We start from the raw sequence: 22186 nt of genomic DNA, 5'->3' as shown, positions 1-22186 counted from the left end.
TCGCTCAAGGTTGGTCGAGCGGCTTGTTGCCGCCTGATACCTGGTAGGTGCTCTGCACCACGGCAGCCGCCGTCGCGCTGCCGCCATACCCGAAAGCCGAGACCTGGTAGAGCAAGGACTTGCCGTCGGGCGACAGCCCGAGGTAGCCGATGCTCAAGCCGGGCTTGGCGTTGTAGTTGATGTCTCCGCCGCTCGCGATGCCGCCGCCGGCGCTCACGGTCATGTTGGGAGGCCGGTAGTCGGCGCGCGCCGACCAGGGCAAGGTCGCGGGCTTGGCCACCGGGTTGGAGCACACCTGCATCTGCGACAGCGTGTTGGCATCGAGCACCGCCGAGCAGGCCGTGCCGGTGCTGCCGTTGCCCTGGCTCAGCCACCACTCGCCGTACTGCAGAGCGCTTTGTGCGGCCTCCAGCGCACGCTCTTTCTCGCGCGTGTTGCCAGCGATGCGCTCCTGCAGGTTGAAGCTGCGGAACATGCTGACGGACAGCACCGTCAGCACGATCAGGAACAGCATCGCCACGATCAGCACGAAGCCGCGCTCTCTCGAACGGGCGGAAGGCGGCGTACGCACGTGCATGCTCATGACCTGTTCATCAGGTTGACGATCTGCGTCCAGTCGATGGTGGACGGCTGGCCTGCCTGGCCGGCGAAAGGATTGGCAAAGGTGACCGTGATGCGCGCGGTGCGCACCTGCGGCCACCATGCATGCGAGGTCACGGTGGCTGCGTCCAGGTACTGCAGCGCGGTACCGTCGCCGGTGGTGTCGGTGGCATAGAGCACCTTCAGCGCGGTAACGCCGCCGGCTGCGCCGCCGACCAGCGGCGTGTTCGTGGTTCCGCCATCCGTGGAGCACTGCAGCTCGTTGTTGGCGCTGACCGTGAAGGTGTTCATGACCAGCTTGTTGGCACCGGATGAAGCAGGATTCACGTTGCCGAGGCAATCCATGATTCCGTCGCCGCTCGCGGTCACGTAGCGCGATGTGATCGTGTCGCTCGCACCGGAACTGCCGGTCAGTCCGACCAGGCCCTGCCCCGCCGCCAGACTGCCGTAGCCTGCTCCCGTCGCGGCAGGCATATCGGTGACCGCCGTGTTCGTCAACGGATCGGGAAAGTAGCCCGCCGCCTGAACGGTGTTCGTCAGCACGGTAAGCACCAGCCGCTCGCTGTCCTGCAGCTGCGCCAACTGATCCTGCGAGGTGAAGGCCTGCTTCATGTTCAAGAAAAGCACCCCCAGACCCGCCAGAAGAAACAGGCCGATGAGCAGCGCCACCATCAACTCGACCAGTCCGACGCCTGACTGGCGATTCGGGCGCCGGTATGAAAAGCTCATGCGGTGGCTCATGGCTCGACGTAGAGGCTGTATTGCAAAGCGGACGAACCCTGCACCGCGCCATTCGCAGCGGCAGTGCTGCGATTGACCGCGACGTACTTCTCGGTCCATGTCAGGTTGATCACGCAGCTGATCGGCGTACCGATGGCCGTGGTGCACTGGATAGCGGCTGCGTACGAAGGGAATCGCGCATTCATGTTGGAGGCCCAATCCTGGACGTCATTTGCCGCCAGTTGCGCGGCCGTGCAACCGGCGGTTGCCTTGGGGCCGCAGCTTGTCGTGGCGTTCAGGATGCCCGAGCCATCCGTCACGGTGGTTCCCGTGATGGTCACCGTGGCCGGTGCGGCACCGGCGGCCCAGAAGCCCTGGTTGCCATGCATGGCCTCCGCGAGGCTCGAGGCCTGCAACGCAATCAGCGCGCGCGAACGCGCGTTCTGCGTGTTCGAGAGCGCAGCCGCCTGCATCTTCGACAACCCGATGAGCCCCAACGAGACAATCAACAACGCAACCAATACTTCCAGCAGCGAAAAACCGCGGGAACGACGCAATGGAAACCGGCTATTCATGCGCAACCTCCCTTGCCGCCCTGCAGCACCACCTGATGGCCGAGCCTGTTGATCGACACGCAGCGCGTGGCGTTGGCATTCACCGGCGCTGTGCGCAGCGCGATCAGGATCGAAGAACTCGGCGAGGCGACCGGCAAGCTCGCGAAGCCGTCCCTGCTGTAGGTCACGACGCTGATCGAAGGCGCCGCCGCGAAGGTGTCTCCGCCCTGCCAGGGTGGGCTCTTGCGCAGCAAGGTATCGCCCGTCGTGAAGCTGCCAGAGCCATCCGGATCGGCGAACACGATCCACCCGCTTTGCCAGGCGTTGGAACCCATGCATTTCTTGCCGTCCGACGACGCGCACACGCTCACGGGCACGCCCTGCTTGATCGCTTCCGAACGCGCGAACTGCAGGTCGCCTGCGAAGGAGTTGACTTCGGCGCTCACCCTGTTGCTCTGTATGAGGCTCACGAACGACGGCGTGGCGATCATCGTCAGGATGGTCACGAGCGCGACCACGACCATCAGCTCGATGAGCGTGAAACCAGTCTGGCGTCGAGGCATGTTCATGGACATTTCGCTTGCATGGGCCGCTTGCCTTTGCGGACTTGCACGGATGAAGTCAGGCGTAACAATTGTTTTTAAAACGTACTGACTTGCTACTGACCGTATGGAGGCTTGTGCCGACAAGCGGCCATGCCCGCCGGTCGAGCGGTCGAATGAAAGGCTATTGAAAGCAATGAGGAAGCGCCTCGCGGCGCTGGTCCTCATCAACAGGCACTGCGAAATGTGCTCAGTGCGCCGATGCCGCCGGCGCCACACGCAAGTGCAGCGCCTTGTCAGGACGCAACGTCACATTGAGCACCGCACGCGGCGCTTGCTGTCCTTGCGGCACCGACAACACATGGCGCTGCAGAAGCATCGCGGCCACGACGGTCATCTCGGTCATGGCCAGGTGCTGCCCGAGGCACACACGCGGGCCGGCGCCCAGTGGCATGTAGGCACCGCGCGGCACTTCGGGTGCACCGGGCGCGAAGCGTTCCGGACGGAACGCCATCGGCTGCGCGAACCAGCGCGGGTCCCGATGCATGAGTTGCACCGGCACCATGAACATGGTGCGCGCCGGAAACTGCCACCCACCCAACGTGACCGGCTGCGTCGCGCGGCGGCTGAAGAGAACGGGCGCGGCTGGATAAAGGCGCATGGCCTCCTGCAGCGTGCGATTCAGCATCTGCAACCCGGGCAGGTCTTGCGCCGTCGGCGCTCGGCCCTGCAGTTTTTGACGCACTTCTTCGGCAGCCTTGCGTTGCGCTTCGGGGTTGGCGGCAAGACACCAGGACCACCACGTCAGCGTGGCCGCGACGGTCTCGTGCCCCGCGAGGAACGCGGTCATGCATTCGTCGCGCACGGCCTGCAGCGGCCAGGCCGCGGAATCGTCGCTATGCAGTTGCAGCAGGCGCGTCAGCAGGTCGTCGGGACGTGCCGCCGGTGCCACCTGCAGGCGCGCCTGCAGGTGATCGTCGATGAGCGTCCTCAGAGTTGCCTTCGCGCGGCGCTTGGCGCGCTTCCAGGGCATCGCGTCGGGCCAGCTCGCGGGCCAGTAGAACTCGCTGTCGGCGGCGGTGCCGATGGTGTGCACGGCCTGCGCGGCCAGCGCTGCGTCGTCGCCCATCGGACGCGAGAACAGCATGCGCACGATCACGTCCATGGCCAGCGAGGTCAGCGCGCTTTCTATCGGCCAGTCGGCTTCGCTGCGCGGCCATGATCGCAATGCCTGTTCGGCGGTCTCCGCGATGGTGGGCACGAAGCTCTGCACTGACTTCGGCGAGAACGCGGGCTGCAGCGCATGCCGTTTGTCGCGCCACGCGGCCCCTTCGGATACCAGCACGCTGTGGCCATGCACCTGCGAAAACACGCGCATGCCACGCTCCCAGCGGATGAGTGCGCCGTGGTTCGCGACCAGCAGTTCGCGCACCAGCGCCGGGTCGGTCAATACGACCTCGTGCTCGGGCCAGATGCGCAGGTGCACCACGTCGCCGTAGCGCTGCTGCCAGTCGCCCAGCGTGCCCAGCAGGTCGCGCGACATGCGGTTGAGCAAGCCCCAGCCCGTGATGCCGGAGGGCGGGCCGGGCGGCCAGTGGCCGGGGGGATGAAGCGCCGGCGGGGTCGAGGGCGTGGGCGCATGCATGGGGCATCCGGAGGAAGGCGCAGAGGACGAAGACTGGGCGGTGTTCATGCCCCGCATGGTCCGCCATCCCGCCCGCGGCGTCTTGGACCGAAACGACATCGGCGCACGGCTGCATAAACTCGAGGACCGATGCGCACCGCTCTCCCGTCTTCCCCGCCCGCCTGCCCCGATCCGCTGGTGCGCGCGCCACGAGCAGGTACGCAGGATGCCGGTCGTATCCTGCCGACGCCACCTGTGCTCCAGGGCTCAGTGGTGGCCGTCATCTGCCGCGACACCCGGGACCTGGTGCTGGACGATGCCCAGCGCCTCACGCACTTCCCGGCCTCGCCGCTGATGAGCCTGTCGTGGTTCCAGCATGGCGAGGTGAGCCTCGCGGCGCGCGGCGATGCGCAACAGCCCGCATGGCAACCCATTGGCGCGGCGGTCGTGGTCTCCGGAAGCCAGTCTTTGCCGACCGTCTGCTGGGCGCCCTCGGCTGGGCGCGTCGGCATGATCTGTTTCACCGCGGACATTGCGCGCACCCTGTTCGGCATCGACCCCGCCGCCGTGCATGACCGTTTCCGCGATGCGCGCGAGGTGATGGATGCCGCGTGGTCCCCGCTGCTCGACGCATTGATCGCCGCCACCGACGACGCTGCCACGCTGGCAGCCCTGCGCGAACACATCGGGCCACGATGGCAGGCGCTGCACGGGCGCTCGGCCAACGCCCCATCGCTGCGCCAACTGGGTCGCCACTGGGTCGAGCGTCTTGCGTGGCAGGCCCACGAATGGCGCCGCACGCACAGTTCGCGGCAGGTGGAGCGCCGCGTCAAGGCCTTCAGCGGACGCTCGCTGCGCGAGTGGCAATCGCTGGTACGCACCGAAGGCCTGTTCTTCGCGGCACGCGAGCGCTACGAGGCCGGCCAGCCCTTCGACTGGGCCACGCTGGCGCTGGACCACGGCTTCGCCGACCAGTCGCATCTGGTGCGCGCCGCGCGCCACATCGCGGGCTTCTCCCCGGGTGAATTTGCCGATCGCTTCGCGCAGGACGAATCCTTTTGGCTCTACCGGCTCTGGATGTAGGCCACGTCTTTTTTCCACGCCGCGAGGGACTGCCTATTCAACAGGCAACGTGGTGGGAAGCCACGCCAGTGCTTGTTCCGCCGATCCGACTCCCCGCACAACCCACAGAGTTGTCCACAGAAAAATCGAACAAGTCATCAAACCGTCAAACAGATGTCGCAGCCGTGTAACCCTTGAACTGTTCGCGCAGCTTTGTCTTCAGCAGCTTGCCGGTGGCTGTGTGCGGCAGGCTGTCGACGAACACTACGTCTTCCGGTAGCCACCATTTCACGACGCGCTCCGCAAGGAATGTGAGCAGTTCCTCCCTTGTCACTTCCACCCCGGCGCGCTTCACCACGATGAGCAGCGGCCGCTCCTGCCACTTCGGATGCGCGATGCCGATCACCGCCGCTTCGGCCACCGCCGGGTGCAGGCTCGCCGTGTTCTCCAGGTCGATGGAAGAAATCCATTCGCCGCCCGACTTGATCACGTCCTTCGCGCGGTCGACCAGCTGCACATAGCCGTCTTCGTCGATGTTGGCGACGTCGCCCGTGGGAAAGAAACCTTCGGCGTCGAGCACCGGCCCGCCCTCGCTCTTGAAGTAGCCGCTCGCGATCCACGGTCCGCGCACATGCAGGTGGCCGAAGGCCTTGCCGTCGTGCGGCAGGCGCTGGCCGTCCTCGCCGACGATCTTCAGCTCCACGCCCCACACGCCGCGGCCCTGGCGCATCTTCACGCGCAGCTGCTCTTCCTTCGGCATCGACAGGTGCTTGGGCAGCAGGTTGCCGATCACGCCGATGGGGCTGGTCTCGGTCATGCCCCAGCCCTGCACGAAGTCGGCGCCGAAGTCGCGCTCGAAGCGCTCGATCATGCTGCGCGGCGTGGCGGCGCCGCCCACGCCGATACGCTTCAGGCCGATGGCGCGCGTGTCGATCTCCGGATGCGCATCGAAGTACTGGAACAGCATCAGCCAGATGGTGGGCACGGCCTGCGAGAAGCCGACCTTCTCGTCGCGCATCAGCTCGTACAGGCTCTGGCCGTCCATGTGCGGGCCGGGCATGACCAGCTTCGCGCCGGCCATCGCCGCCGCATACGGCATGCCCCAGGCGTTGGCATGGAACATGGGCACCGCGAGCAGCAGCGTCATCTGCGAATTGACGCCGAAGGTGTCGGGCGCGCATTCCATCAGCGAATGCAGCACGGTCGAGCGGTGCGAATACAGCACGCCCTTCGGGTTGCCGGTGGTGCCGGAGGTGTAGCAGAGCGAAGAAGCGGTGCGCTCGTCGAACTCGGGCCAGGCGTAGGTCTCGCTCTGCGCGCCCACCAGCTCGTCGTAGCACAGCAGGTTGGGCACGTCGATGGCGGGCATGTGCGCGCGGTCGGTCATGGCGATGAAGGCGCGCACCGACTTCAGGCCGGGCGCGAGCTTCTCCACCAACGGCGCGAAGGTGGTGTCGAAGAACAGCACCTTGTCTTGCGCATGGTTGACGATGTAGTCGATCTGCTCGGGAAAGAGCCGCGGATTCACCGTGTGCAGCACCGCGCCCGACCCCGATACGCCGAAGTACAGCGCCAGGTGGCGGTACGTGTTCCAGGCCAGCGTGCCGACGCGGTCGCCGGGCTCGATGCCCAGCGCCTTCAACGCATTGGCCACCTGCTTGGAGCGGCGCTGTATCTCCGCATAGTTTGTGCGGTGCACCGGCCCCTCCACGGTGCGCCCGACGACCTCGGCGTGCGGGTGGAAGGTGGCCGCGTGATCGATCAGCGACGAGATCAGCAGCGGGCGGTCTTGCATCAATCCGAACATGGTCTTGTCTCCTGTACGCTGGGGCGATGCTAGGCAGCCGCAACGCCGCGCCGCATCGTCGGAACGGACGATTGAGGGCGTTCGAGGGTTGCCCCTAGCATCGATCTTCAAGAGGACCTTTGCATGAACGTTCAGGACGCCATCGCCACCCGCCGCTCGGTGCGCGACTTTCTCGACACGCCGGTGCCCGGCGACGTCATACGCCGCGTGCTCGCGCAGGCATTGCGCGCGCCTTCCGGCGGCAACCTGCAGCCGTGGCACCTGCACGTGGTGGGTGGCGACAGGCTGGCGCAGCTGAAGGCCATCATGCGCACCCGCGTGCAAGAGGCGCCGGGCGGCGAAGGCAGCGAGTACGACATCTACCCGCGCGAGCTGGTCGCGCCCTACCGCGACCGTCGCTTCGCCGTGGGCGAGGCCATGTATGCGCGCCTGGGCATTCCGCGAGAGGACAAGGCCGCGCGCCGCGAATGGTTCGCGCGCAACTACCAGTTCTTCGGCGCACCGCTCGCGCTGTTCTGTACCGTCGACCGCCGCATGGGGCCGCCGCAGTGGTCCGACCTGGGCATGTTCCTGCAGAACGTGATGCTCCTGCTGCGCGCAGAAGGGCTGGACAGCTGTCCGCAGGAATGCTGGGCGATCTATCCGCAGACCATCGGCCGGTTCATCGAACTGCCGCCCGAGCGCATGCTCTTCACCGGCATGGCCATCGGCTACGCGGACAGGAGCAGGCCGCTCGACGCGCTGGTGACGGAGCGCGCGCCGCTCGATGAAGTGGCGGAGTTCGTCGGCATCTGAGCAAGGAACGGAACCTGCTTACCGTCTGGCATCACCCCGAGAGGCGCCCGATGCTCATTGCCCAGATTTCCGACCCGCACATCCGCCCCGCCGGCCAGCTCTACCAGGGCGTGGCCGATTCGAACCGGATGTTCGAGGAAGCCATCGACCACCTGCATGCACTGGACCGCAGGCCCGAGCTCGTGCTGCTGACGGGCGACCTCGTCGACGAAGGCCGGCCCGACGAATACGCGCAGGCGCGCCGCCTGCTGTCGAAGCTGGCCATTCCCTACCTCGTGATTCCCGGCAACCACGACCACCGCGAGAACTTCCGCGCTGCCTTCGCGGACCACGCGTACCTGCCGGCCGAAGGCCCGCTGCACTACTGCATCGACGACCATGCCGTGCGCATCGTGGCGCTGGACTCCTGCGTTCCCGGCCTGCACCACGGCGATGTCGATGCAGAAGGCCTCGCATGGCTGCGGCGCACGCTGGAAGCCGACCGCGCGAAGCCGACACTGCTGATGCTGCACCACCCGCCCTTCGCCAGCGGCATTCCCTACATGGATACCTACAGCTACACGAGCCCCGCCCCGCTCGAAGCCGTGCTGCACGGCTTCGACAACATCGAGCGTGTGCTGTGCGGGCATGTGCACCGCACGATGCTGCGGCGCTGGGCGGGCACGGTCGTGTGCTCCTGCCCCAGCAGCACGACGGAGATTGCACTGCGGCTCGCGAACGATGCGGCGCCGGCTTCGTACATGGGGCGGCCGGGCTGCATGCTGCATCTGTGGGACGAGGTGCATGGCATGGTGAGTCATGTGAGCCACGTCGGGGCGATGGAGGGGCCGTATCCGTTTGCGTGAGTTTGCGTGATCGAGCGCCTGGCGGCAGCCCATGCAGCCGGGCGCGCAGAATGCGGCCGATGCCCAGCGAACGCACCCTCCTCTACGCCGGAACCGAGTTCACGGTGGAGCACGTGTGCTCACGCACGCACGGACCTGACTGGAGCGCGCACTACACCATTGGCTCGCGGCGCATTGTCCTGCCGGTGGGGCACACGGTGCTCGACGTGCGCTCGGGCGACAGCATCTGGCTGGTCGACGGACTGACCGCCATGCACCTCAACGACGCCATGGTCTACCAGTTGCGGCCCTCGCCAACACACGCGACGCGGCACAGCATGGTGGTCAGCGGGCACCAGGCGCCTCGTGCAAGCGAGGCGCCGGTCTTCAGTCTGCTGTCGCCGGCGTCGCTGTATCGCGTTCATGCGGCGCAGAAGCAGCTGCGCAACGGCGACGCGGGTCCGCAGGTCGTCGCGCAGCTACTCGACGAGATCGGCACGTCGCGCCAACTGATGCCATTGAACGGCACGGTGGCGCGCGCAAAAAGACTGCTCGCGGAAAACGCCGACCGTGAAGCGCGACTCTCCATGCACGCGCTGGCCGATGCCGTCTCGCGTTCGCCCTTCCACCTGGCACGCAGCTTTCGCCAGCAGACCGGCCTGAGCCTGCACCAGTACCGCCAGCAGCTGCGGCTCGCCACGGCCATGGACCGGCTGGCGAACGGCGACCGGGACCTGGCGGGCATTGCGCACGATCTCGGCTACTGCAGCCAGAGCCACCTGGGCGCGGTATTCCGGCGCGAGGTGGGCGTCACGCTGGGTGAAGCGCGCCGCGCGCTGGACACCGCACGAATCTGATAGCCGCCGCGCGGCGCGGCCGCGAGACTCCACGCGATGGACAGGAAGAACCTTCGCACAGGTGTTTTCGCCGCACTCGCCGCGGCACTGATTGGCAGCGCGTGGCAACTGGTCTCGCGCCACGGCGTGACCACCACGCTGGGTCCGATGGAGCTGGTGCTGCTGCGCTACGGCATTCCCGCCTTGCTGCTCTCGCCGCTGTGGCTCGGCAAGGGCCTGATTCCACCCAAGGCCCCGCGCCTTGCGCTCGTGCTGCTCGTCATCGGTGGCGGCCTGCCTTTCGGCCTGCTCGTGCTGGCGGGCGCACGCTGGGCACCCGCCAGCCACATGGGCATCTTCATGGCGGGCAGCCTGCCGCTGTTCACCGCCATCGGCGCACGGCTGCACAAAGGGCAGAAGGTAGGCGGCATCCGGTTGCTGGGGCTGGGCTGCATCGCGGTCGGCATCGCGCTGTTTGCGACGGACAGTTTGCGCGACGGCTCGCTCGATTGGCGAGGCGACCTGCTCTTTCTTTCGGCGGCTGTGCTGTGGGCCGTCCACTCGCTCGCCTTCGCGCATTGCGGCTTCACGCCGTGGCAGGGCACGGCGTTCGTGAACGGGTGGTCGAGCCTGCTCCTGCTACCGCTGCTGGGCACGGTCGGTGCGCCGCGCCTGCTGACCGCGCCGTGGACGGACGTCGCCATACAGGCCGCGATGCAGGGCGTGGTCGCGGGCCTGCTGGGGCTGATGGTCTACATGCTGGCCGTAGCGCGGCTGGGCGCGGCGCGCGCTTCGCTGTCGGCGGCGCTGGTGCCGGTGCTGACCACGCTGGGAGCCGCGGCATGGATGAACGAACCGATCACCGGGGAAGTACTGCTGGCCCTTGCGCTGGTGGTGCCTGGCATCGTGCTGGCGAGTGGTGCGGTCCGATGGCGCGCGCAGGAGACGCAGCAGCGCCTATAGCATCTTCAGGAAGGGCGGGCAGAATGCCGCGAACCTCGAAAGGGCGCCCGCCTTCATGAAAAAGCTGATCCTCCTCGCCGCCGCCCTGCTGTGCTTTGCCACCGCCTCCTGCTGGTCGCATGAACGCAGCACCGTGCGCGTGCCCACGCCTTTCGTCGAAAGCGGGGCGCCCGTCACGCTGGAGATGGTGATTTACAAGCCTGAAGGTGCCGGCCCCTTTCCCACGGTGGTGTTCAATCACGGCTCCACGGGCATCGGCAACGACCCGAAGCTGTTCAAGCACACCTATGCACCCGAGCGCCTGGCCAGGTGGTTCACGCAGCGCGGCTGGCTGGTGGCGTTCCCGCAACGGCGCGGGCGCGGCCAGTCGGACGGTTTGTACGACGAAGGCTTCACGCCCAAACGCGAGCACTACAGCTGCGACTCCGCGCTGTCGCTGGCGGGCTTCGACCATGCGCTTGCCGACGTCGACGCCGCCGTCGAGTGGCTGCGCAAGGACTCCGATGTGGACACGAAGCGCATGGCAATCGCCGGCCACTCGCGCGGCGGCATCCTCGCCGTCGCCTATGCGGGAACGCGGCCCGACTTGTTCCAGGGCGTGATCAACTTCGTCGGCGGCTGGATGGGCGACAAATGCCCCGGCAACACGGCGGACGCGATCAACCCGGTCAGCTTCAGGCGCGGCGCGGCGTTCCCTCGCCAAACGCTCTGGCTCTACGGCGAGAACGACAGCTTCTACGCGCTCTCTCACAGCCGGAAGAACTTCGAGTCCTTCATCGCCGCGGGCGGCAAGGGCAGCTTCTCTACCTACGCGCTGGAATCCGGCATCAACGGGCACCAGTTGGTCGTGCAGCAAGAGCTCTGGGGGCCGACTGTCGAGACGTACCTGGCGAAGTGAATGGAGATGCGGCTGCTGCTGATCGAAGGCCTGCCCGGCACCGGCAAGACCACGCTGGCCAGCCATCTGTGCGCATCCGCATTGAATGAAGGCCGCAAGAGCCGTTGGTATCTGGAAGAAGCCGCGGATCACCCGGTGCATCCCCGTTCACTAGGCGCGCTGAAGTCGAGAGCCGATTACCCCTCGCAGTGCCTGCAACGCTGGCAGCGCTTCGTCGACGAGGCCCGCTCGACCGATACCTTGCACATTCTGGAAGGCAGTGCATTCCAGAGCACGGTGCGATTCATGATGGAACAGGGCCGAGCGGACATCGACGACTACATCGATGAGTTCGAAAAAATCCTGGCGCCTCTGTCCCCGTCCTTCATCTATCTGCGGCCGGAAAATGCCGAGAAGCACTTGCGCGCCACGGCCATCCATCGCGGACCAGGCTGGACACGCAAGGTCGCGGTCTATATCGAACAGACGCCGTACGCACGCAGTCACGGGCTGCGGGGAGAAAGCGGCATGCATCGATTCTGGGCTGACTATGCGAGTCTCTGCGATGCGCTGGTGAACAGGCTCTCCATGCCCTTGAGCCGAACCGCCATCGCAACCGGCCCGCAGTCCATCGACAAGGAGACGTAATGACGAAGCAACCCTACTGGTTTCCCGCCAAGCGCTACGGCTGGGGCTGGGGTCCGCCGACCTGCTGGCAGGGCTGGGCGGTGGTGGCCGTGTATGCGGTGTTGCTGGTGACCGCCGTGGTGTCGATTCATCCTGAACAGAAGCCCTTTCTGTTCGCCGCGGCCGTCTCCGGCCTGAGCCTCGCGCTCGTCGCGGTCTGCTGGATCAAGGGTGAGCCGCCGCGCTGGCGCTGGGGCGGAAAGTAGCCGGCAACGGCCATCGGACATGAGCAGCACCGCCACCCTCGAAGCCGGCGTACCCGAATGACGGGAAGCAGCTACGCCGCCGCCCTGGCCAGCGTGCTGCTGGCATGCGCGTCCCTTCCCGCATCGGCCAACGGCAGCCTCTTCTGCGAAGGAAGCCCGTATTCGGCGGAGGTCCAGTTCAGCCTGTCTTCCGGCCGCCTGACCGACCTGGTCGTGTCGCGTGACGACGGCGTGGCGCCCACGTCGTCCGAGCGATTCGCGCTGCAACGCCAATCGGCCGACTACCGCCGCCAGTCCATGCGCGCCATCGCCGGCAAGGGCGTCGCGCTGCGCGTCGCCAGGACCAGGGGCTCGCTGACTTACGCGGGCAGGCAGCACATGCTGCGCTGCGACTGGTCCGGCCTCGGCTGAAAGAAAAGAAGGTCCGGCCGCGCTTCAGGCAGCCGCGATCACCTGGTCGCGCCCCATCGCCTTGGCCTTGTAGAGCGCCGCGTCGGCCCGCGCCAGCACTTCGTCGACACCCCGGCCGCCGTCGTTCGCGGCCACGCCGATGCTCACCGCGATGGAGCCGACCTCGGCCATGGGCGAGTCGGCCCCGAAGGGCTCGCCGATGGCCTGCTTGAGCCGCGAGGCGACGGCCATCGCCTCCACCTTGCCCGTGCCGGGCAGCAGCACCACGAACTCCTCGCCGCCGTAGCGCCCGAGCACGCCGGCATCGCCCACTGCCCGCTGCATGCGCCGCACCGCCTCGCGCAGGACCTTGTCGCCCATCTGGTGGCCGAAGCGGTCGTTGACGTCCTTGAAGTGGTCAAGGTCCACCATCAGCAGCGCCATGTGCCGCCGGTCGGACGCGAAGGCGCCGCGGCAGGCATCCAGCAGCGCGCGGCGGTTGAGCGCGCCGGTCAGGGAATCGCGCGTGGCCATGTACTCGAACTCGGTGTGCACGCGGTCCGTGGCCATCAGGATGACGGAGATGGACAGCAGCAGCACCGAGAACGAATACATGCTGATGTAGAGCGACTGGATCCAGTTGCCGTCCATCAGGTTGCTGCCGGCCATGCCCAGCACCACCGACACGAAGCGCAGCGCCGCCACGGCAGCCTGCGCCAGCAACAGGCCGATCATCAGCCGCTGGCCGAACACGCGGGGCCGATGGCGCAGGTAAAGCAGGGCATGTGCGAAGAACAGCAGCGACACCGCGAAGGTGACGATCAGCAGGCGGGTCTCGAAGTCGGGCTTGACGATGCTGAACCAGAACATCGACAGCCCGATCACCCCGTTCAGCAGCGTCCAGCCACGGGTGTCGCTGTTCCCCAGCAGGAACTTCTGGCTGCCCGAGTAGTAAAGGATGCAGGCCTGGAACAGCACGACGTTGGCGACCACGATCGTGAGGAAGTCCGGAAAGTAGCCGCGCGCCGCGAACAGCATGGTGCTGATGAAAGCCACCAGCGGTGCGCGCGCCCAGTCGCTCAACCCGTGGATGCTGGGCGGGTAGCTGCGCCGCATGGAAAACATCACCAACGCCATCATGACGCCCATGAGGCCGGCCAGCACGATGACGGAACGGGGGTCGAGGAGGGATGGCAATGCGCCCATGGGGCGAGATTATTGATTATGTTGACATTGCCGGCCTCACTCTTTCCGGGGGGCCGCCGCTGGCCCTTCCGCACGGCTCAGAGCCGCTCGACGATGGTCACGTTGGCCATGCCGCCGCCTTCGCACATGGTCTGCAGCCCGTAGCGCTTGCCGCGCTGGCCGAGCGCATGGACCAGCGTGGCCATCAGCTTGGTGCCGGAGGCGCCGAGCGGGTGGCCGAGCGCGATGGCGCCGCCGTTCACGTTCAGCCGCGCCGGGTCGGCGTCGAGCGTCCGCAGCCAGGCCAGCGGCACCGGCGCGAAGGCCTCGTTGACCTCGTACAGGTCGATGTCGCCGATCTTCATGCCCGCCTTCGCCAGCGCCCGCTGGGTGGCGGGAATGGGCGCCTCGAGCATGATGACCGGGTCGTGGCCCATCACGCTCATGTGGTGGATGCGCGCCAGCGGCTGCACGCCCAGCGTCTTGAGGCCGCGCTCGTTGACCACCATCAGCCCGCTTGCGCCGTCGCAGATCTGGCTGGCGGTGGCGGCGGTGCAGCGCCCGCCTTCGGCGATCAGCTTGACGGCGGCAATGCTCTCCAGGGTGGCGTCGTGGCGGATGCCTTCGTCGACGGTGTGCAACTCGCCGGGCTCGGTGCCGTCGGCCATGCGCACGGCCACCGGCACGATCTCGCGCTCGAAAAGTCCCGCCTTCGTCGCGGCGATGGCATTGCGGTGGCTGCGCAGCGCGTAGGCGTCGAGCTCGGCCTTCTCTATGCCGTAGTTGCGCGCGATCATCTCGGCGCCGGTGAACTGGCTGAACTGCACGTCGGGATAGCGCCTGGCCATCTGCGGGCTCACGTAGAAGCCCAGCCCGTTCTTCAGCGGCAGCGTGGTGGGCAGGCCCATGGGCACGCGCGTCATGCTTTCCACGCCGGCCGCGATCACGATGTCCATGCTGCCCGACATCACGGCCTGCGCCGCAAAGTGCAGCGCCTGCTGCGACGAGCCGCACTGCCGGTCGACCGAGGTGGCCGGCACCGACTCCGGCAGCCTCGACGCCAGCACCGCGTTGCGCGCGATGTTCGACGACTGCTCGCCGGCCTGGCCGACGCAGCCCATGATGACGTCCTCGACCAGCGCGGGATCGGCGCCGGTGCGCTCCACCAGCGCGTCGATCACCTGCGCGGCGAGGTCGGCCGGGTGCCAGCCGGCCAGGCGGCCGTTGCGGCGGCCGCCGGCCGTGCGCGCGGCGGCGACGATGAATGCTTCGGGCATGAAAGTCTCCTTTGTTCGTAGGTGGTGAGGGCTCAGCGCGGCGCCATGCGGATGGCCCCGTCGAGCCGCACGCTTTCGCCGTTGAAGTAGCCGTTGGTGATCATCAGTTCGGCCAGCGTCGCGTACTCCGCCGGATTGCCCAGCCGCTTCGGGAACGGCACCGACGCCGCCAGCGCGGCCTTCACGTTGTCGGGCGCGCCCTGCAGCAGCGGCGTGTCGAAGATGCCGGGCAGGATGGTGTTCACGCGGATGCCCTCGCCCATCAGGTCGCGCGCAATGGGCAGCGTCATGCCGACGATGCCGGCCTTCGACGCGGTGTAGGCCGCCTGGCCCATCTGCCCGTCCTGCGCGGCCACCGAGGCGGTGTTGACGATGGCGCCGCGCTCGCCGTCCTGCAGCATGTCGAGCGTGAGCATGCCGGCCGCCGACTTGGCGATGCAGCGGAAAGTGCCCACCAGGTTGATCTGGATGATGCGGTCGAAGTTGGCGAGCGGAAAGTGCTTGATCTCGCCCGTGGCCTTGTCGCGGCTCGCGGTCTTCACCGCGTTGCCGGTGCCGGCGCAGTTGACCAGCACGCGCTCCTGCCCGTGCGCGGCGCGGGCCTTGGCGAAGGCCGCGTCCACCTGCTCCTCGGAGGTGACGTCGACCTTGCAGAAGATGCCGCCCAGTTCCTTTGCCAGGGCCTCGCCCTGTTCGGCGTTGAGGTCGAACAGCGCGACCTTCACGCCGTGGCCGGCCAGGCGGCGCGCGGTGGCGGCGCCGAGGCCGGAAGCGCCGCCGGTGACGACGGCGGCAATGCTGGAATCGAGTTGCATGAGATGCGGTCCTTGCAGGGTAAGTGGCGGTTTCCGCGGACCAGTTTAGGAAGCAGAATCGACTGCGGCATCGTCGGAAACGACGGAAATCCGGGCCGTTCGGGCTCCGGTGCGCCAACCTGCCTTGCCCGCCCGCCGATGTCGCCTCCCACGCCCCGCATCCTCGAAACCAAGCTCAATCCGCCAGCCGCCACCGCCACGCAGGTGCCGCGCACCGCGATCCGCGAAGAGATTGCCGCGGCCGCCGTCAAGCTGGTGCTGGTGCGCGCGCCGGCCGGCTTCGGCAAGACCACGGCCATGGCGCAGATCCGCGAGCGCATGGAGGCGCAGGGCATCGCCACCGCATGGCTCACGCTCGACCGCGCCGACAACGACGTGTCGCGCTTCCTCAACTGCCTGGCCGAAGCCGCACAGCGCCTGGGAGTGGACGAGCCGCGAGCCAACGGCCCGTTCGATGCCGTGGCCGCGCTGGCCGCGCACGACGCGCCCTTCACGCTGTTCCTCGACGACTTCGAGGTGGTGCAGGAGCCGGCGGTGCTCGGCCTGGTGCGCGAGATCGTCGAGCACCTGCCGCGCCGCGGCCAGCTCGTGATCGGCTCGCGCGGCCTGCCCGACCTGGGCCTGGGCCGGCTGCGCGCGCGCGGGCAGCTCCTGGAGATCGACACCGACCGGCTGCGCTTCAGCCTGGAAGAAACCAGCGCCTTCTTCGGCCTGCGCATGGCGCATGCAAAGCAGGCGATGCAGACGCTGCCCGCCGACCTGCTCTCGCAGCTGCATCGCAAGACAGAAGGCTGGGTGGCCGCGATCTGGCTGGCTTCGATGGCGCTGGAGCGGCACGGCACCGAGACCGGTTTCGTCGAGCGCTTCTCGGGCTCCGACCGGGCCGTGGCCGACTACCTGGCCGAGGACGTGCTCGCGCACCAGCCGCCGGACATCCGCGACTTCCTGCTGCGCACCAGCATCCTGCGGCAGCTCGACGCCTCGGTGTGCCAGGCGCTGTGCCCGCGCGCCGACTGCGCGGCCATCCTGGAGCGGCTGGCCGCGTCCAACCTGTTCCTCACGCCGGTGAGCGGCGACGGTGGAGACAGCGGCGCCTGGCGCTATCACAGCCTGTTCGCCGACTTCCTGCGGGCGCGGCTCGCGCACGAGCAGCCCGGCGAAACCGCACGGCTGCATCTCTCGGCCGCCGGCTGGTACGAGTCGCACGACCGGCCGGTGCCCGCCATCGACCACGCCATCGAGGGCGGCGACCATCCGTATGCGCTGGCGCTGCTCGACAGCTACGCGGCGCAGTTCCTCGAACAGGGCCGCATGCGCATGCTGGCGCGCTGGTTCTCGGCCATTCCGGAGCACCAGCTGCGCGAGCATCCGTTCCTGCAGCCCATCGCGCTGTGGGCCACCTGCTTCACGCACGGCCCGTGGGAGGCGATGCGCATGCTCGATCAATCGGGCTGCCTCGACAGCCCCATCGCCGAGGTGCGCGCGAGCGCCCATACGCTGGTGCCGCTGCTGCTGGCCATGCAGGACCGGCACGACGAGGCCTACGAGGTCGGCCGCCAGAGCCTGGCGCGACTGCCCACCGGCCTGCCTTTTGCCGACAGCGTGCTGCTCAATGGCATGGCCCACATCCTCGCGGTGCGCGGCGACCAGCACGAGGCGCGCCGCATGCTCGAGGCCGCGCGCGAGCGCGGCAGCAGTACCTTCAACCGCATGTACACCGAGTCGCTGGCCGGCCTGTTCGACCTGCACGAAGGGCGGCTGCGGCAGGCCACCGCGCGGCTGCGCATGGCGGTCGACTCCACGCATGCCGTGTCCTACAACCACAGCCACGGCAACGCCTGGGCCGGCGTGCTGTACGCGGGCGCGGTGTACGAGACCAACCAGCTGGTGCAGGCAGAGCACCTGCTGAACGTGTACCTTCCGCTGGCACGCGACGTCGGCCTGCCGGACCATATGATCCTGAGCCATGTGATGCGCTCGCGGCTGGCGTTCCATGCGGGCGACATCGACGCCGCGTTCCAGGCGCTGACCGAGCTGGAATACCTCGGCCACCACCGGCAGCTGCCGCGCGTGGTGGCGGGCGCCAAGCTGGAGCGCTCGCGCATGCTGCTGCTGCAGGGCAACGGCCCGGCATCGCGCGACGAACTGGCCCGCGCCGACGACCCCGCGCTGTGGGAGCGCGAGAGGCGGCAGCGCCTGCCGGCGCACGACCTCGACTACATGGCCCTGGCGCGGGCACGCTGGGACATCGCGTTCGGCGACGCGCGCGCCGCACTCGACGTGCTCGACGCCGAGCTGCATGCCGCGCTGGCGGTGGCGCACAACCGCCGCGCGCTCAAGCTGCGGGTACTGCGCGCGCTGGCGCTGCAGGCCGCGGGCGACACGGCGGCCGCCGTCAAGGAGATCGAGACCGTGCTGCAGGCCGCGAGCCAGGAAGGCTTCGTGCGGCTGATCCTCGACGAAGGCCCGGCCGTCGGCGCGCTGGTGCACCGATACGCGCTGGCGGCGCAGGACGCGCCCGCCGCGCGCGGCGACCCGATCCTGGCGGACTACCTGCAGCGCCTGCTGCAGCTCGTCGGCCCGATGCCGACGGGCGACGCCGAAGCGCCCGCGTCCGGCGCCGACGCAATGAAGGAACCGCTCACGCGCAAGGAAATCCGGGTGCTGCAACTGCTGGCCGAGGGGTATTCGAACAGCGCGATGGCGGAGAAGCTGTTCGTGTCGGACAGCACGGTGCGCACGCACCTGCGCAACATCAACATGAAACTCGATGCGAAGAGCCGCACGCAGGCGGTGGCGATCGCGCGGCGGCTGGGCGTGATCCGGTAGGTCCGCCCCGGCGGCGGCATTACAAATACTACGGATTCCGGTGATACCGCCCCCCTCTCGCCGTCCCTAGCATTCCCTCAGAGATCAGCGCTTTCCAACTGCCGCGATTGCCATGGTGCAGCGCGGCGGCGCAGGCGCGGTGCCCAGCCCCACCCAGCAGGCTGCGCGCAGGGAGTCATCGACATTCAGAGCGTCAGGAGCGAAGCCACCATGCCCAAAGGAATCCCCAACCCGGCCCCCATGTATGGCATCGCCCCCCGCGCCTGGGGTTTCGAGGTCTCGATCGTGCGCAACGGCAACCGCTTCTACAAGCAGTTCGGCCGTGCCAGCTACGGCAGCGAGGAACAGGCCCTGCTGCAGGCGCAGGCCTGGCGCGACGAGATCGTGCGCAGCTTTCCTCCGGTCGCGCGGCGCACGCGGGCCGAGAAGCTGCGCGCCAACAACACCACCGGCGTGTCGGGCGTGTTCTGCCAGGTCGCCTCGGGCGGCAGGGTGCGGGCATGGGTCGCCAAGACCTATCTTGGAGAAAACGAGATCCTGCGCACCGATTTTCCGGTAGATGCCGCCGGCGGCGATGCGCAGGCGCTGGCCATCGAGGAGCGCGCGCGGCAGCTGGAGCGCATGTCGGGCCTGGCCCGGCTGCACCCGGCCGAGGAATCGATCCGCAAGAGCCAGGACAAGCTGCCGGCCGAACTGCTGTCGCCCAAGCGCTCGAAGTCCGAGATCCGGCGCAGCACCAATTCCAGCGGCGTGAGCGGCGTGCACTTCAAGGCGCCCAATGTCGGCCATCCGGGCTACTGGCTGGCCATCACCTACACGGCTGGCAAGGGCAGCGTGAGCAAGGCGTTCTCGATCAAGGAACACGGGCCCGAGGAAGCCAAGCGCCTGGCCATCGCGGAGCGCGAGCGCCAGCTCGAGGCCAAGCTGTCGGGCGGCGGCACACGCGCCGGCACGGATGTCCGCACCGACACCACCATCGCCCCCATCGCCTACCGCCAGGAAGCGCGCCCGCAAGGCACGGCGGGCGCCGGTGCGCCAGAGGCAGGGCAGGTCCGGCTGTGAGGCTTCGGCAGGGGCGTGCGGACCGGGGGTGCGGGTTCGCGGAACCGCCGCGCCGCTTCGGCCAGAATAGCGGGCAAATGCGTGCGCCCACGAGCGCCGCGCAGTTCGGGGAGTCCGCTACAAGCAGTGCACAGAAAAGCAGCACCTCGAGAATGCCCAAAGGTATCCCCAATCCGGCCGCCATGTACGGCATCTGCATCAGACCCTGGGGATTCGAAGTCTCCCTCGTGCGCAACGGCGTGCGCCACTACAGGCAGTTCGGCAAGGCCAGCTACGGCGGCGAGGCGCAGGCCCTGCTCCAGGCACAGGACTGGCGCGACGCCATCGTGCGCAGCATGCCGCCGCCCACGCGGCGCGCGCGCGCCGAAAAGCGCCGGGCCAACAACAGCACCGGTGTGCCGGGCGTGTTCCACCAGATGTCCGCCAGCGGGCGGGTGCGGGCCTGGATGGCCAAGACCTACATCGGGCAGGGCGAGATTCTTCGCGCCGACTTCATCGTCGACCACCTGGGCGACGCGGCGCAGGCGCTGGCCATCCGCGAGCGCGAGCGGCAGCTCGAGCGCATGCGGGGGCTGGTGCGGCTGCATCCGGCGGAGGAAGCCATTCGCACCGGCCCCGCGACCCACCCGCCCGGCCCGCGTCCGGCCAAGCGCTCGAAGTCGGAGATCACCCGGCGCAACAACACCAGCGGCGTGAGCGGCGTGCATTTCAAGTCGCCCCACGCCAGCCATCCCGGCTATTGGCTGGCCATCACTTTCACCACCGGCAAGGGCAGCGTGAGCAAGGCTTTTTCGGTGAAGGAACACGGTTACGACATGGCCAAGAGCCTCGCGATCGCCGAACGCGCGAGCCAGCTCGCGGCAAAGCTGGGCCAGGACCACTGATGGCACAGGACAGACACGGCTTCGCCGCAGCGGCGAAGCCAGCCAGCCTTCGCGCGCCCGCCACGGCCCGCCGCTTCGAACGCAAGCGGAGCGCCCTGCCATGACGCTCGAGTCCATCCACCAACTGCTGCGCGTGGCGTCGCACCTGCTGGACCAGGCCGCCGCGGAGGTCCACGCGACCGAGCTGGAGCCGGTGCAGGAAAACGTCGAGTGCATCGGCCGCGCGCTGATCGAGGTGATCGAAGTGCAGCGCCGCATCTACGAAGAACAGCCGGAGCTGGCGCCCAGGTCGCTGGCGGCCTCGCCGAAGGAAGCCGACGCCAGCCGCCTCTTCACCGAGTTCACGATGGAGGCGCTGGCGCTGGAAGAGGCCGGCAAGACCGACGCGGCGCGCGAGAAATACACGGCGTTCATCGGCATCTCGCCCTCGCACCTGCACCGGGAGATCGCGCGGGCGGAGATCCGGCGGCTGTCCTAGCGGGCCGTGCCTGGCCGGGTCACAGCGCCCGCGAGATCACTTCTTTCATGATCTCGTTGGTGCCGCCGTAGATGCGCTGCACGCGGGCGTCGGCGTACATGCGCGCCACCATGTACTCGTTCATGAAGCCGTAGCCGCCGAACAGCTGCAGGCACTCGTCGATCACGCGGCCTTGCGCCTCCGAGCCCCAGAGCTTGGCCATCGACGCGGTGGCGGTGTCGAGCTTGCCGGCCACCAGATCTTCGACGCAGCGGTCGATGAAGGCACGGCCCACCTTGATCTGCGTCGCGATCTCGGCCAGCTTGAACTTGGTGTTCTGGAACTCGGCGATCGGCTTGCCGAAGGCCTTGCGGTCGCGCACGTAGTCGAGCGTGGCCTCGTAGGCGCCCTCCATGGTGGCGAGCGCGCTCAGTCCGATGATGGTGCGCTCGTAGGGCAGGTCGCTCATCAGCTGGAAGAAGCCCTGCCCTTCCACGCCGCCCAGCAGCGCATCGGCCGGCACGCGAACGTCGTCGAAGAAAAGCTCGGAGGTGTCCTGCGCCTTCATGCCGATCTTGTCGAGCACGCGGCCCACGCGAAAGCCCTTGCAGCCTTCGGTCTCGACGATGAGGATCGAAGTGCCCTTGGCGCCCTGCGCGGGGTCGGTCTTGCACACCACCAGCGCCACGCCGGCCAGATAGCCGTTGGTGATGAAGGTCTTCGAGCCGTTGATGCGGTAGCCGCCGTCGTCCTTCTCGGCGCGCGTGCGCACGCCCTGCAGGTCGGAGCCGGCGCCGGGCTCGGTCATGGCGATGGCGCCGACCATCTCGCCGCGCGCCATGCGCGGCAGGTAGTGGCGCTTCTGCTCCTCCGTGCCGTGATTGAGGAAGTAGTGCGCCACGATGGCATGCACCGAGGTGGCCATGCCGGTGAGCGCGCGGCGCGACATCTCTTCGTAGAACACGGCCTCGTGGCGGAAGTCGCCGCCTGCGCCGCCGTACTCCTCGGGGATGTCGGCGCACAGCAGGCCGAGCGCGCCTGCCTTGCGCCAGACCTCGTGGCCGACGTGGCCGCGCTTGCGGGCTTCCTCGTCGTGCGGAAGCACTTCGGTCTCGATGAAGCGCACCACGTTGTCGCGGTACAGCTCGAGGTCTTCGTCGCTCCAGGAGCGGCGGAAATCGATGGGCATT

Annotated in this window: 23 protein-coding genes; 13 read left to right on the top strand and 10 right to left on the bottom strand. The window is 68.0% G+C overall.

What is annotated here, in order from left to right:
• Positions 1-4 precede the first annotated feature (4 nt).
• From ACWV14_RS05210 to ACWV14_RS05190, 5 genes are all read right to left on the bottom strand, one after another.
• Positions 5-583 (bottom strand): pilus assembly PilX family protein, encoded by a 579-nt coding sequence (locus tag ACWV14_RS05210; RefSeq protein WP_454906199.1) that lies wholly within the window; start codon positions 581-583, stop codon positions 5-7.
• Entirely contained in the window at positions 580-1329 is a 750-nt protein-coding gene (locus tag ACWV14_RS05205) for a PilW family protein (protein ID WP_454906201.1), read from the bottom strand. Before ACWV14_RS05205 ends, ACWV14_RS05210 begins: the two co-directional genes overlap by 4 nt.
• 8 nt (positions 1330-1337) lie before the next feature.
• Positions 1338-1895 (bottom strand): type IV pilus modification protein PilV, encoded by a 558-nt coding sequence (pilV, locus tag ACWV14_RS05200; RefSeq protein WP_454907822.1) that lies wholly within the window; start codon positions 1893-1895, stop codon positions 1338-1340.
• Positions 1892-2443, bottom strand: coding sequence for a GspH/FimT family pseudopilin (locus ACWV14_RS05195; RefSeq protein WP_454906203.1), 552 nt, complete (start codon positions 2441-2443; stop codon positions 1892-1894). Before ACWV14_RS05195 ends, pilV begins: the two co-directional genes overlap by 4 nt.
• Positions 2444-2666: 223 nt before the next feature.
• Positions 2667-4061, bottom strand: coding sequence for a cytochrome P450 (locus ACWV14_RS05190; RefSeq protein ID WP_454906205.1), 1395 nt, complete (start codon positions 4059-4061; stop codon positions 2667-2669).
• A gap of 129 nt (positions 4062-4190) precedes the next feature.
• Here ACWV14_RS05190 and ACWV14_RS05185 point away from each other — a divergent pair, with 129 nt between their 5' ends.
• The gene (locus tag ACWV14_RS05185; RefSeq protein WP_454906207.1) at positions 4191-5123 is read left to right on the top strand and encodes a helix-turn-helix domain-containing protein; all 933 of its coding nucleotides are present in this window, start codon (positions 4191-4193) and stop codon (positions 5121-5123) included.
• Between the two features lie 145 nt (positions 5124-5268).
• On the opposite strand, the gene ACWV14_RS05180 is transcribed toward ACWV14_RS05185, so the two are convergent.
• Positions 5269-6909: a 3-(methylthio)propionyl-CoA ligase gene (locus ACWV14_RS05180; RefSeq protein WP_454906209.1), complete on the bottom strand. Its 1641-nt coding sequence runs from the start codon at positions 6907-6909 to the stop codon at positions 5269-5271.
• Positions 6910-7032: 123 nt separating this feature from the next.
• Between ACWV14_RS05180 and ACWV14_RS05175 the strand changes: the two genes are divergently transcribed.
• From ACWV14_RS05175 to ACWV14_RS05140, 8 genes are read left to right on the top strand one after another with little or no spacing between them, the layout of a single operon-like run.
• Positions 7033-7704 (top strand): nitroreductase, encoded by a 672-nt coding sequence (locus tag ACWV14_RS05175; RefSeq protein ID WP_454906211.1) that lies wholly within the window; start codon positions 7033-7035, stop codon positions 7702-7704.
• Positions 7705-7754: 50 nt separating this feature from the next.
• The gene (locus ACWV14_RS05170; RefSeq protein ID WP_454906212.1) at positions 7755-8549 is read left to right on the top strand and encodes a phosphodiesterase; all 795 of its coding nucleotides are present in this window, start codon (positions 7755-7757) and stop codon (positions 8547-8549) included.
• 59 nt (positions 8550-8608) lie between these two features.
• The gene (locus tag ACWV14_RS05165; RefSeq protein ID WP_454912687.1) at positions 8609-9385 is read left to right on the top strand and encodes a helix-turn-helix domain-containing protein; all 777 of its coding nucleotides are present in this window, start codon (positions 8609-8611) and stop codon (positions 9383-9385) included.
• 36 nt (positions 9386-9421) lie between these two features.
• Positions 9422-10327: a DMT family transporter gene (locus ACWV14_RS05160; protein ID WP_422084932.1), complete on the top strand. Its 906-nt coding sequence runs from the start codon at positions 9422-9424 to the stop codon at positions 10325-10327.
• 55 nt (positions 10328-10382) lie between these two features.
• Positions 10383-11225 (top strand): dienelactone hydrolase family protein, encoded by an 843-nt coding sequence (locus tag ACWV14_RS05155; RefSeq protein ID WP_454906217.1) that lies wholly within the window; start codon positions 10383-10385, stop codon positions 11223-11225.
• Positions 11226-11852, top strand: coding sequence for a hypothetical protein (locus ACWV14_RS05150; protein WP_454906218.1), 627 nt, complete (start codon positions 11226-11228; stop codon positions 11850-11852).
• Entirely contained in the window at positions 11852-12097 is a 246-nt protein-coding gene (locus ACWV14_RS05145) for a hypothetical protein (protein WP_454906220.1), read from the top strand. Before ACWV14_RS05150 ends, ACWV14_RS05145 begins: the two co-directional genes overlap by 1 nt.
• Positions 12098-12154: 57 nt before the next feature.
• A complete protein-coding gene (locus ACWV14_RS05140; RefSeq protein ID WP_454906222.1) occupies positions 12155-12508 on the top strand; it encodes a hypothetical protein in 354 nt (117 codons plus the stop codon).
• A 24-nt stretch (positions 12509-12532) separates the two neighbouring features.
• On the opposite strand, the gene ACWV14_RS05135 is transcribed toward ACWV14_RS05140, so the two are convergent.
• From ACWV14_RS05135 to ACWV14_RS05125, 3 genes are all read right to left on the bottom strand, one after another.
• Positions 12533-13693: a GGDEF domain-containing protein gene (locus tag ACWV14_RS05135; protein ID WP_454906224.1), complete on the bottom strand. Its 1161-nt coding sequence runs from the start codon at positions 13691-13693 to the stop codon at positions 12533-12535.
• Positions 13694-13770: 77 nt separating this feature from the next.
• Positions 13771-14949 (bottom strand): acetyl-CoA C-acetyltransferase, encoded by a 1179-nt coding sequence (locus ACWV14_RS05130; protein WP_454906226.1) that lies wholly within the window; start codon positions 14947-14949, stop codon positions 13771-13773.
• Positions 14950-14981: 32 nt separating this feature from the next.
• Positions 14982-15764 (bottom strand): SDR family NAD(P)-dependent oxidoreductase, encoded by a 783-nt coding sequence (locus ACWV14_RS05125; RefSeq protein WP_454906228.1) that lies wholly within the window; start codon positions 15762-15764, stop codon positions 14982-14984.
• Between the two features lie 138 nt (positions 15765-15902).
• Here ACWV14_RS05125 and ACWV14_RS05120 point away from each other — a divergent pair, with 138 nt between their 5' ends.
• From ACWV14_RS05120 to ACWV14_RS05105, 4 genes are all read left to right on the top strand, one after another.
• Positions 15903-18593: a LuxR C-terminal-related transcriptional regulator gene (locus tag ACWV14_RS05120; protein WP_454906230.1), complete on the top strand. Its 2691-nt coding sequence runs from the start codon at positions 15903-15905 to the stop codon at positions 18591-18593.
• 210 nt (positions 18594-18803) lie between these two features.
• Positions 18804-19655 (top strand): AP2 domain-containing protein, encoded by an 852-nt coding sequence (locus ACWV14_RS05115; protein ID WP_422084923.1) that lies wholly within the window; start codon positions 18804-18806, stop codon positions 19653-19655.
• A gap of 152 nt (positions 19656-19807) precedes the next feature.
• A complete protein-coding gene (locus ACWV14_RS05110; RefSeq protein WP_454906232.1) occupies positions 19808-20539 on the top strand; it encodes an AP2 domain-containing protein in 732 nt (243 codons plus the stop codon).
• A gap of 100 nt (positions 20540-20639) precedes the next feature.
• Positions 20640-21017 carry a hypothetical protein gene (locus ACWV14_RS05105; protein WP_454906234.1) on the top strand — a complete coding sequence of 126 codons (378 nt, stop codon included), beginning with the start codon at positions 20640-20642 and terminating at the stop codon, positions 21015-21017.
• Between the two features lie 19 nt (positions 21018-21036).
• Here the strand turns inward: ACWV14_RS05105 and ACWV14_RS05100 are convergent, their stop codons facing one another.
• On the bottom strand, positions 21037-22185 hold the full coding sequence (locus tag ACWV14_RS05100; RefSeq protein ID WP_454906236.1) for an acyl-CoA dehydrogenase family protein: 1149 nt from the start codon (positions 22183-22185) through the stop codon (positions 21037-21039).
• Position 22186: the final 1 nt, after the last annotated feature.

It is taken from the genome of Variovorax durovernensis, from assembly GCF_977011995.1.
This window is presented reverse-complemented; position numbering and strand designations above follow the sequence as displayed.

Excerpts from the sequence above, each read along its gene's own strand:
- ACWV14_RS05120 (WP_454906230.1), top strand. The coding sequence starts at position 15,903 with ATGTCGCCTCCCACGCCCCGCATCCTCGAAACCAAGCTCAATCCGCCA.
- ACWV14_RS05150 (WP_454906218.1), top strand. The coding sequence starts at position 11,226 with ATGGAGATGCGGCTGCTGCTGATCGAAGGCCTGCCCGGCACCGGCAAG.
- ACWV14_RS05160 (WP_422084932.1), top strand. The coding sequence starts at position 9,422 with ATGGACAGGAAGAACCTTCGCACAGGTGTTTTCGCCGCACTCGCCGCG.
- pilV (WP_454907822.1), bottom strand. The coding sequence starts at position 1,895 with ATGAATAGCCGGTTTCCATTGCGTCGTTCCCGCGGTTTTTCGCTGCTG.
- ACWV14_RS05195 (WP_454906203.1), bottom strand. The coding sequence starts at position 2,443 with ATGAACATGCCTCGACGCCAGACTGGTTTCACGCTCATCGAGCTGATG.
- ACWV14_RS05130 (WP_454906226.1), bottom strand. The coding sequence starts at position 14,949 with ATGCCCGAAGCATTCATCGTCGCCGCCGCGCGCACGGCCGGCGGCCGC.
- ACWV14_RS05185 (WP_454906207.1), top strand. The coding sequence starts at position 4,191 with ATGCGCACCGCTCTCCCGTCTTCCCCGCCCGCCTGCCCCGATCCGCTG.
- ACWV14_RS05180 (WP_454906209.1), bottom strand. The coding sequence starts at position 6,909 with ATGTTCGGATTGATGCAAGACCGCCCGCTGCTGATCTCGTCGCTGATC.
- ACWV14_RS05115 (WP_422084923.1), top strand. The coding sequence starts at position 18,804 with ATGCCCAAAGGAATCCCCAACCCGGCCCCCATGTATGGCATCGCCCCC.
- ACWV14_RS05110 (WP_454906232.1), top strand. The coding sequence starts at position 19,808 with ATGCCCAAAGGTATCCCCAATCCGGCCGCCATGTACGGCATCTGCATC.
- ACWV14_RS05175 (WP_454906211.1), top strand. The coding sequence starts at position 7,033 with ATGAACGTTCAGGACGCCATCGCCACCCGCCGCTCGGTGCGCGACTTT.
- ACWV14_RS05155 (WP_454906217.1), top strand. The coding sequence starts at position 10,383 with ATGAAAAAGCTGATCCTCCTCGCCGCCGCCCTGCTGTGCTTTGCCACC.
- ACWV14_RS05210 (WP_454906199.1), bottom strand. The coding sequence starts at position 583 with ATGAGCATGCACGTGCGTACGCCGCCTTCCGCCCGTTCGAGAGAGCGC.
- ACWV14_RS05140 (WP_454906222.1), top strand. The coding sequence starts at position 12,155 with ATGACGGGAAGCAGCTACGCCGCCGCCCTGGCCAGCGTGCTGCTGGCA.
- ACWV14_RS05100 (WP_454906236.1), bottom strand. The coding sequence starts at position 22,185 with ATGCCCATCGATTTCCGCCGCTCCTGGAGCGACGAAGACCTCGAGCTG.
- ACWV14_RS05205 (WP_454906201.1), bottom strand. The coding sequence starts at position 1,329 with ATGAGCTTTTCATACCGGCGCCCGAATCGCCAGTCAGGCGTCGGACTG.
- ACWV14_RS05190 (WP_454906205.1), bottom strand. The coding sequence starts at position 4,061 with ATGCATGCGCCCACGCCCTCGACCCCGCCGGCGCTTCATCCCCCCGGC.
- ACWV14_RS05125 (WP_454906228.1), bottom strand. The coding sequence starts at position 15,764 with ATGCAACTCGATTCCAGCATTGCCGCCGTCGTCACCGGCGGCGCTTCC.
- ACWV14_RS05170 (WP_454906212.1), top strand. The coding sequence starts at position 7,755 with ATGCTCATTGCCCAGATTTCCGACCCGCACATCCGCCCCGCCGGCCAG.
- ACWV14_RS05135 (WP_454906224.1), bottom strand. The coding sequence starts at position 13,693 with ATGGGCGCATTGCCATCCCTCCTCGACCCCCGTTCCGTCATCGTGCTG.
- ACWV14_RS05165 (WP_454912687.1), top strand. The coding sequence starts at position 8,609 with ATGCCCAGCGAACGCACCCTCCTCTACGCCGGAACCGAGTTCACGGTG.
- ACWV14_RS05105 (WP_454906234.1), top strand. The coding sequence starts at position 20,640 with ATGACGCTCGAGTCCATCCACCAACTGCTGCGCGTGGCGTCGCACCTG.
- ACWV14_RS05145 (WP_454906220.1), top strand. The coding sequence starts at position 11,852 with ATGACGAAGCAACCCTACTGGTTTCCCGCCAAGCGCTACGGCTGGGGC.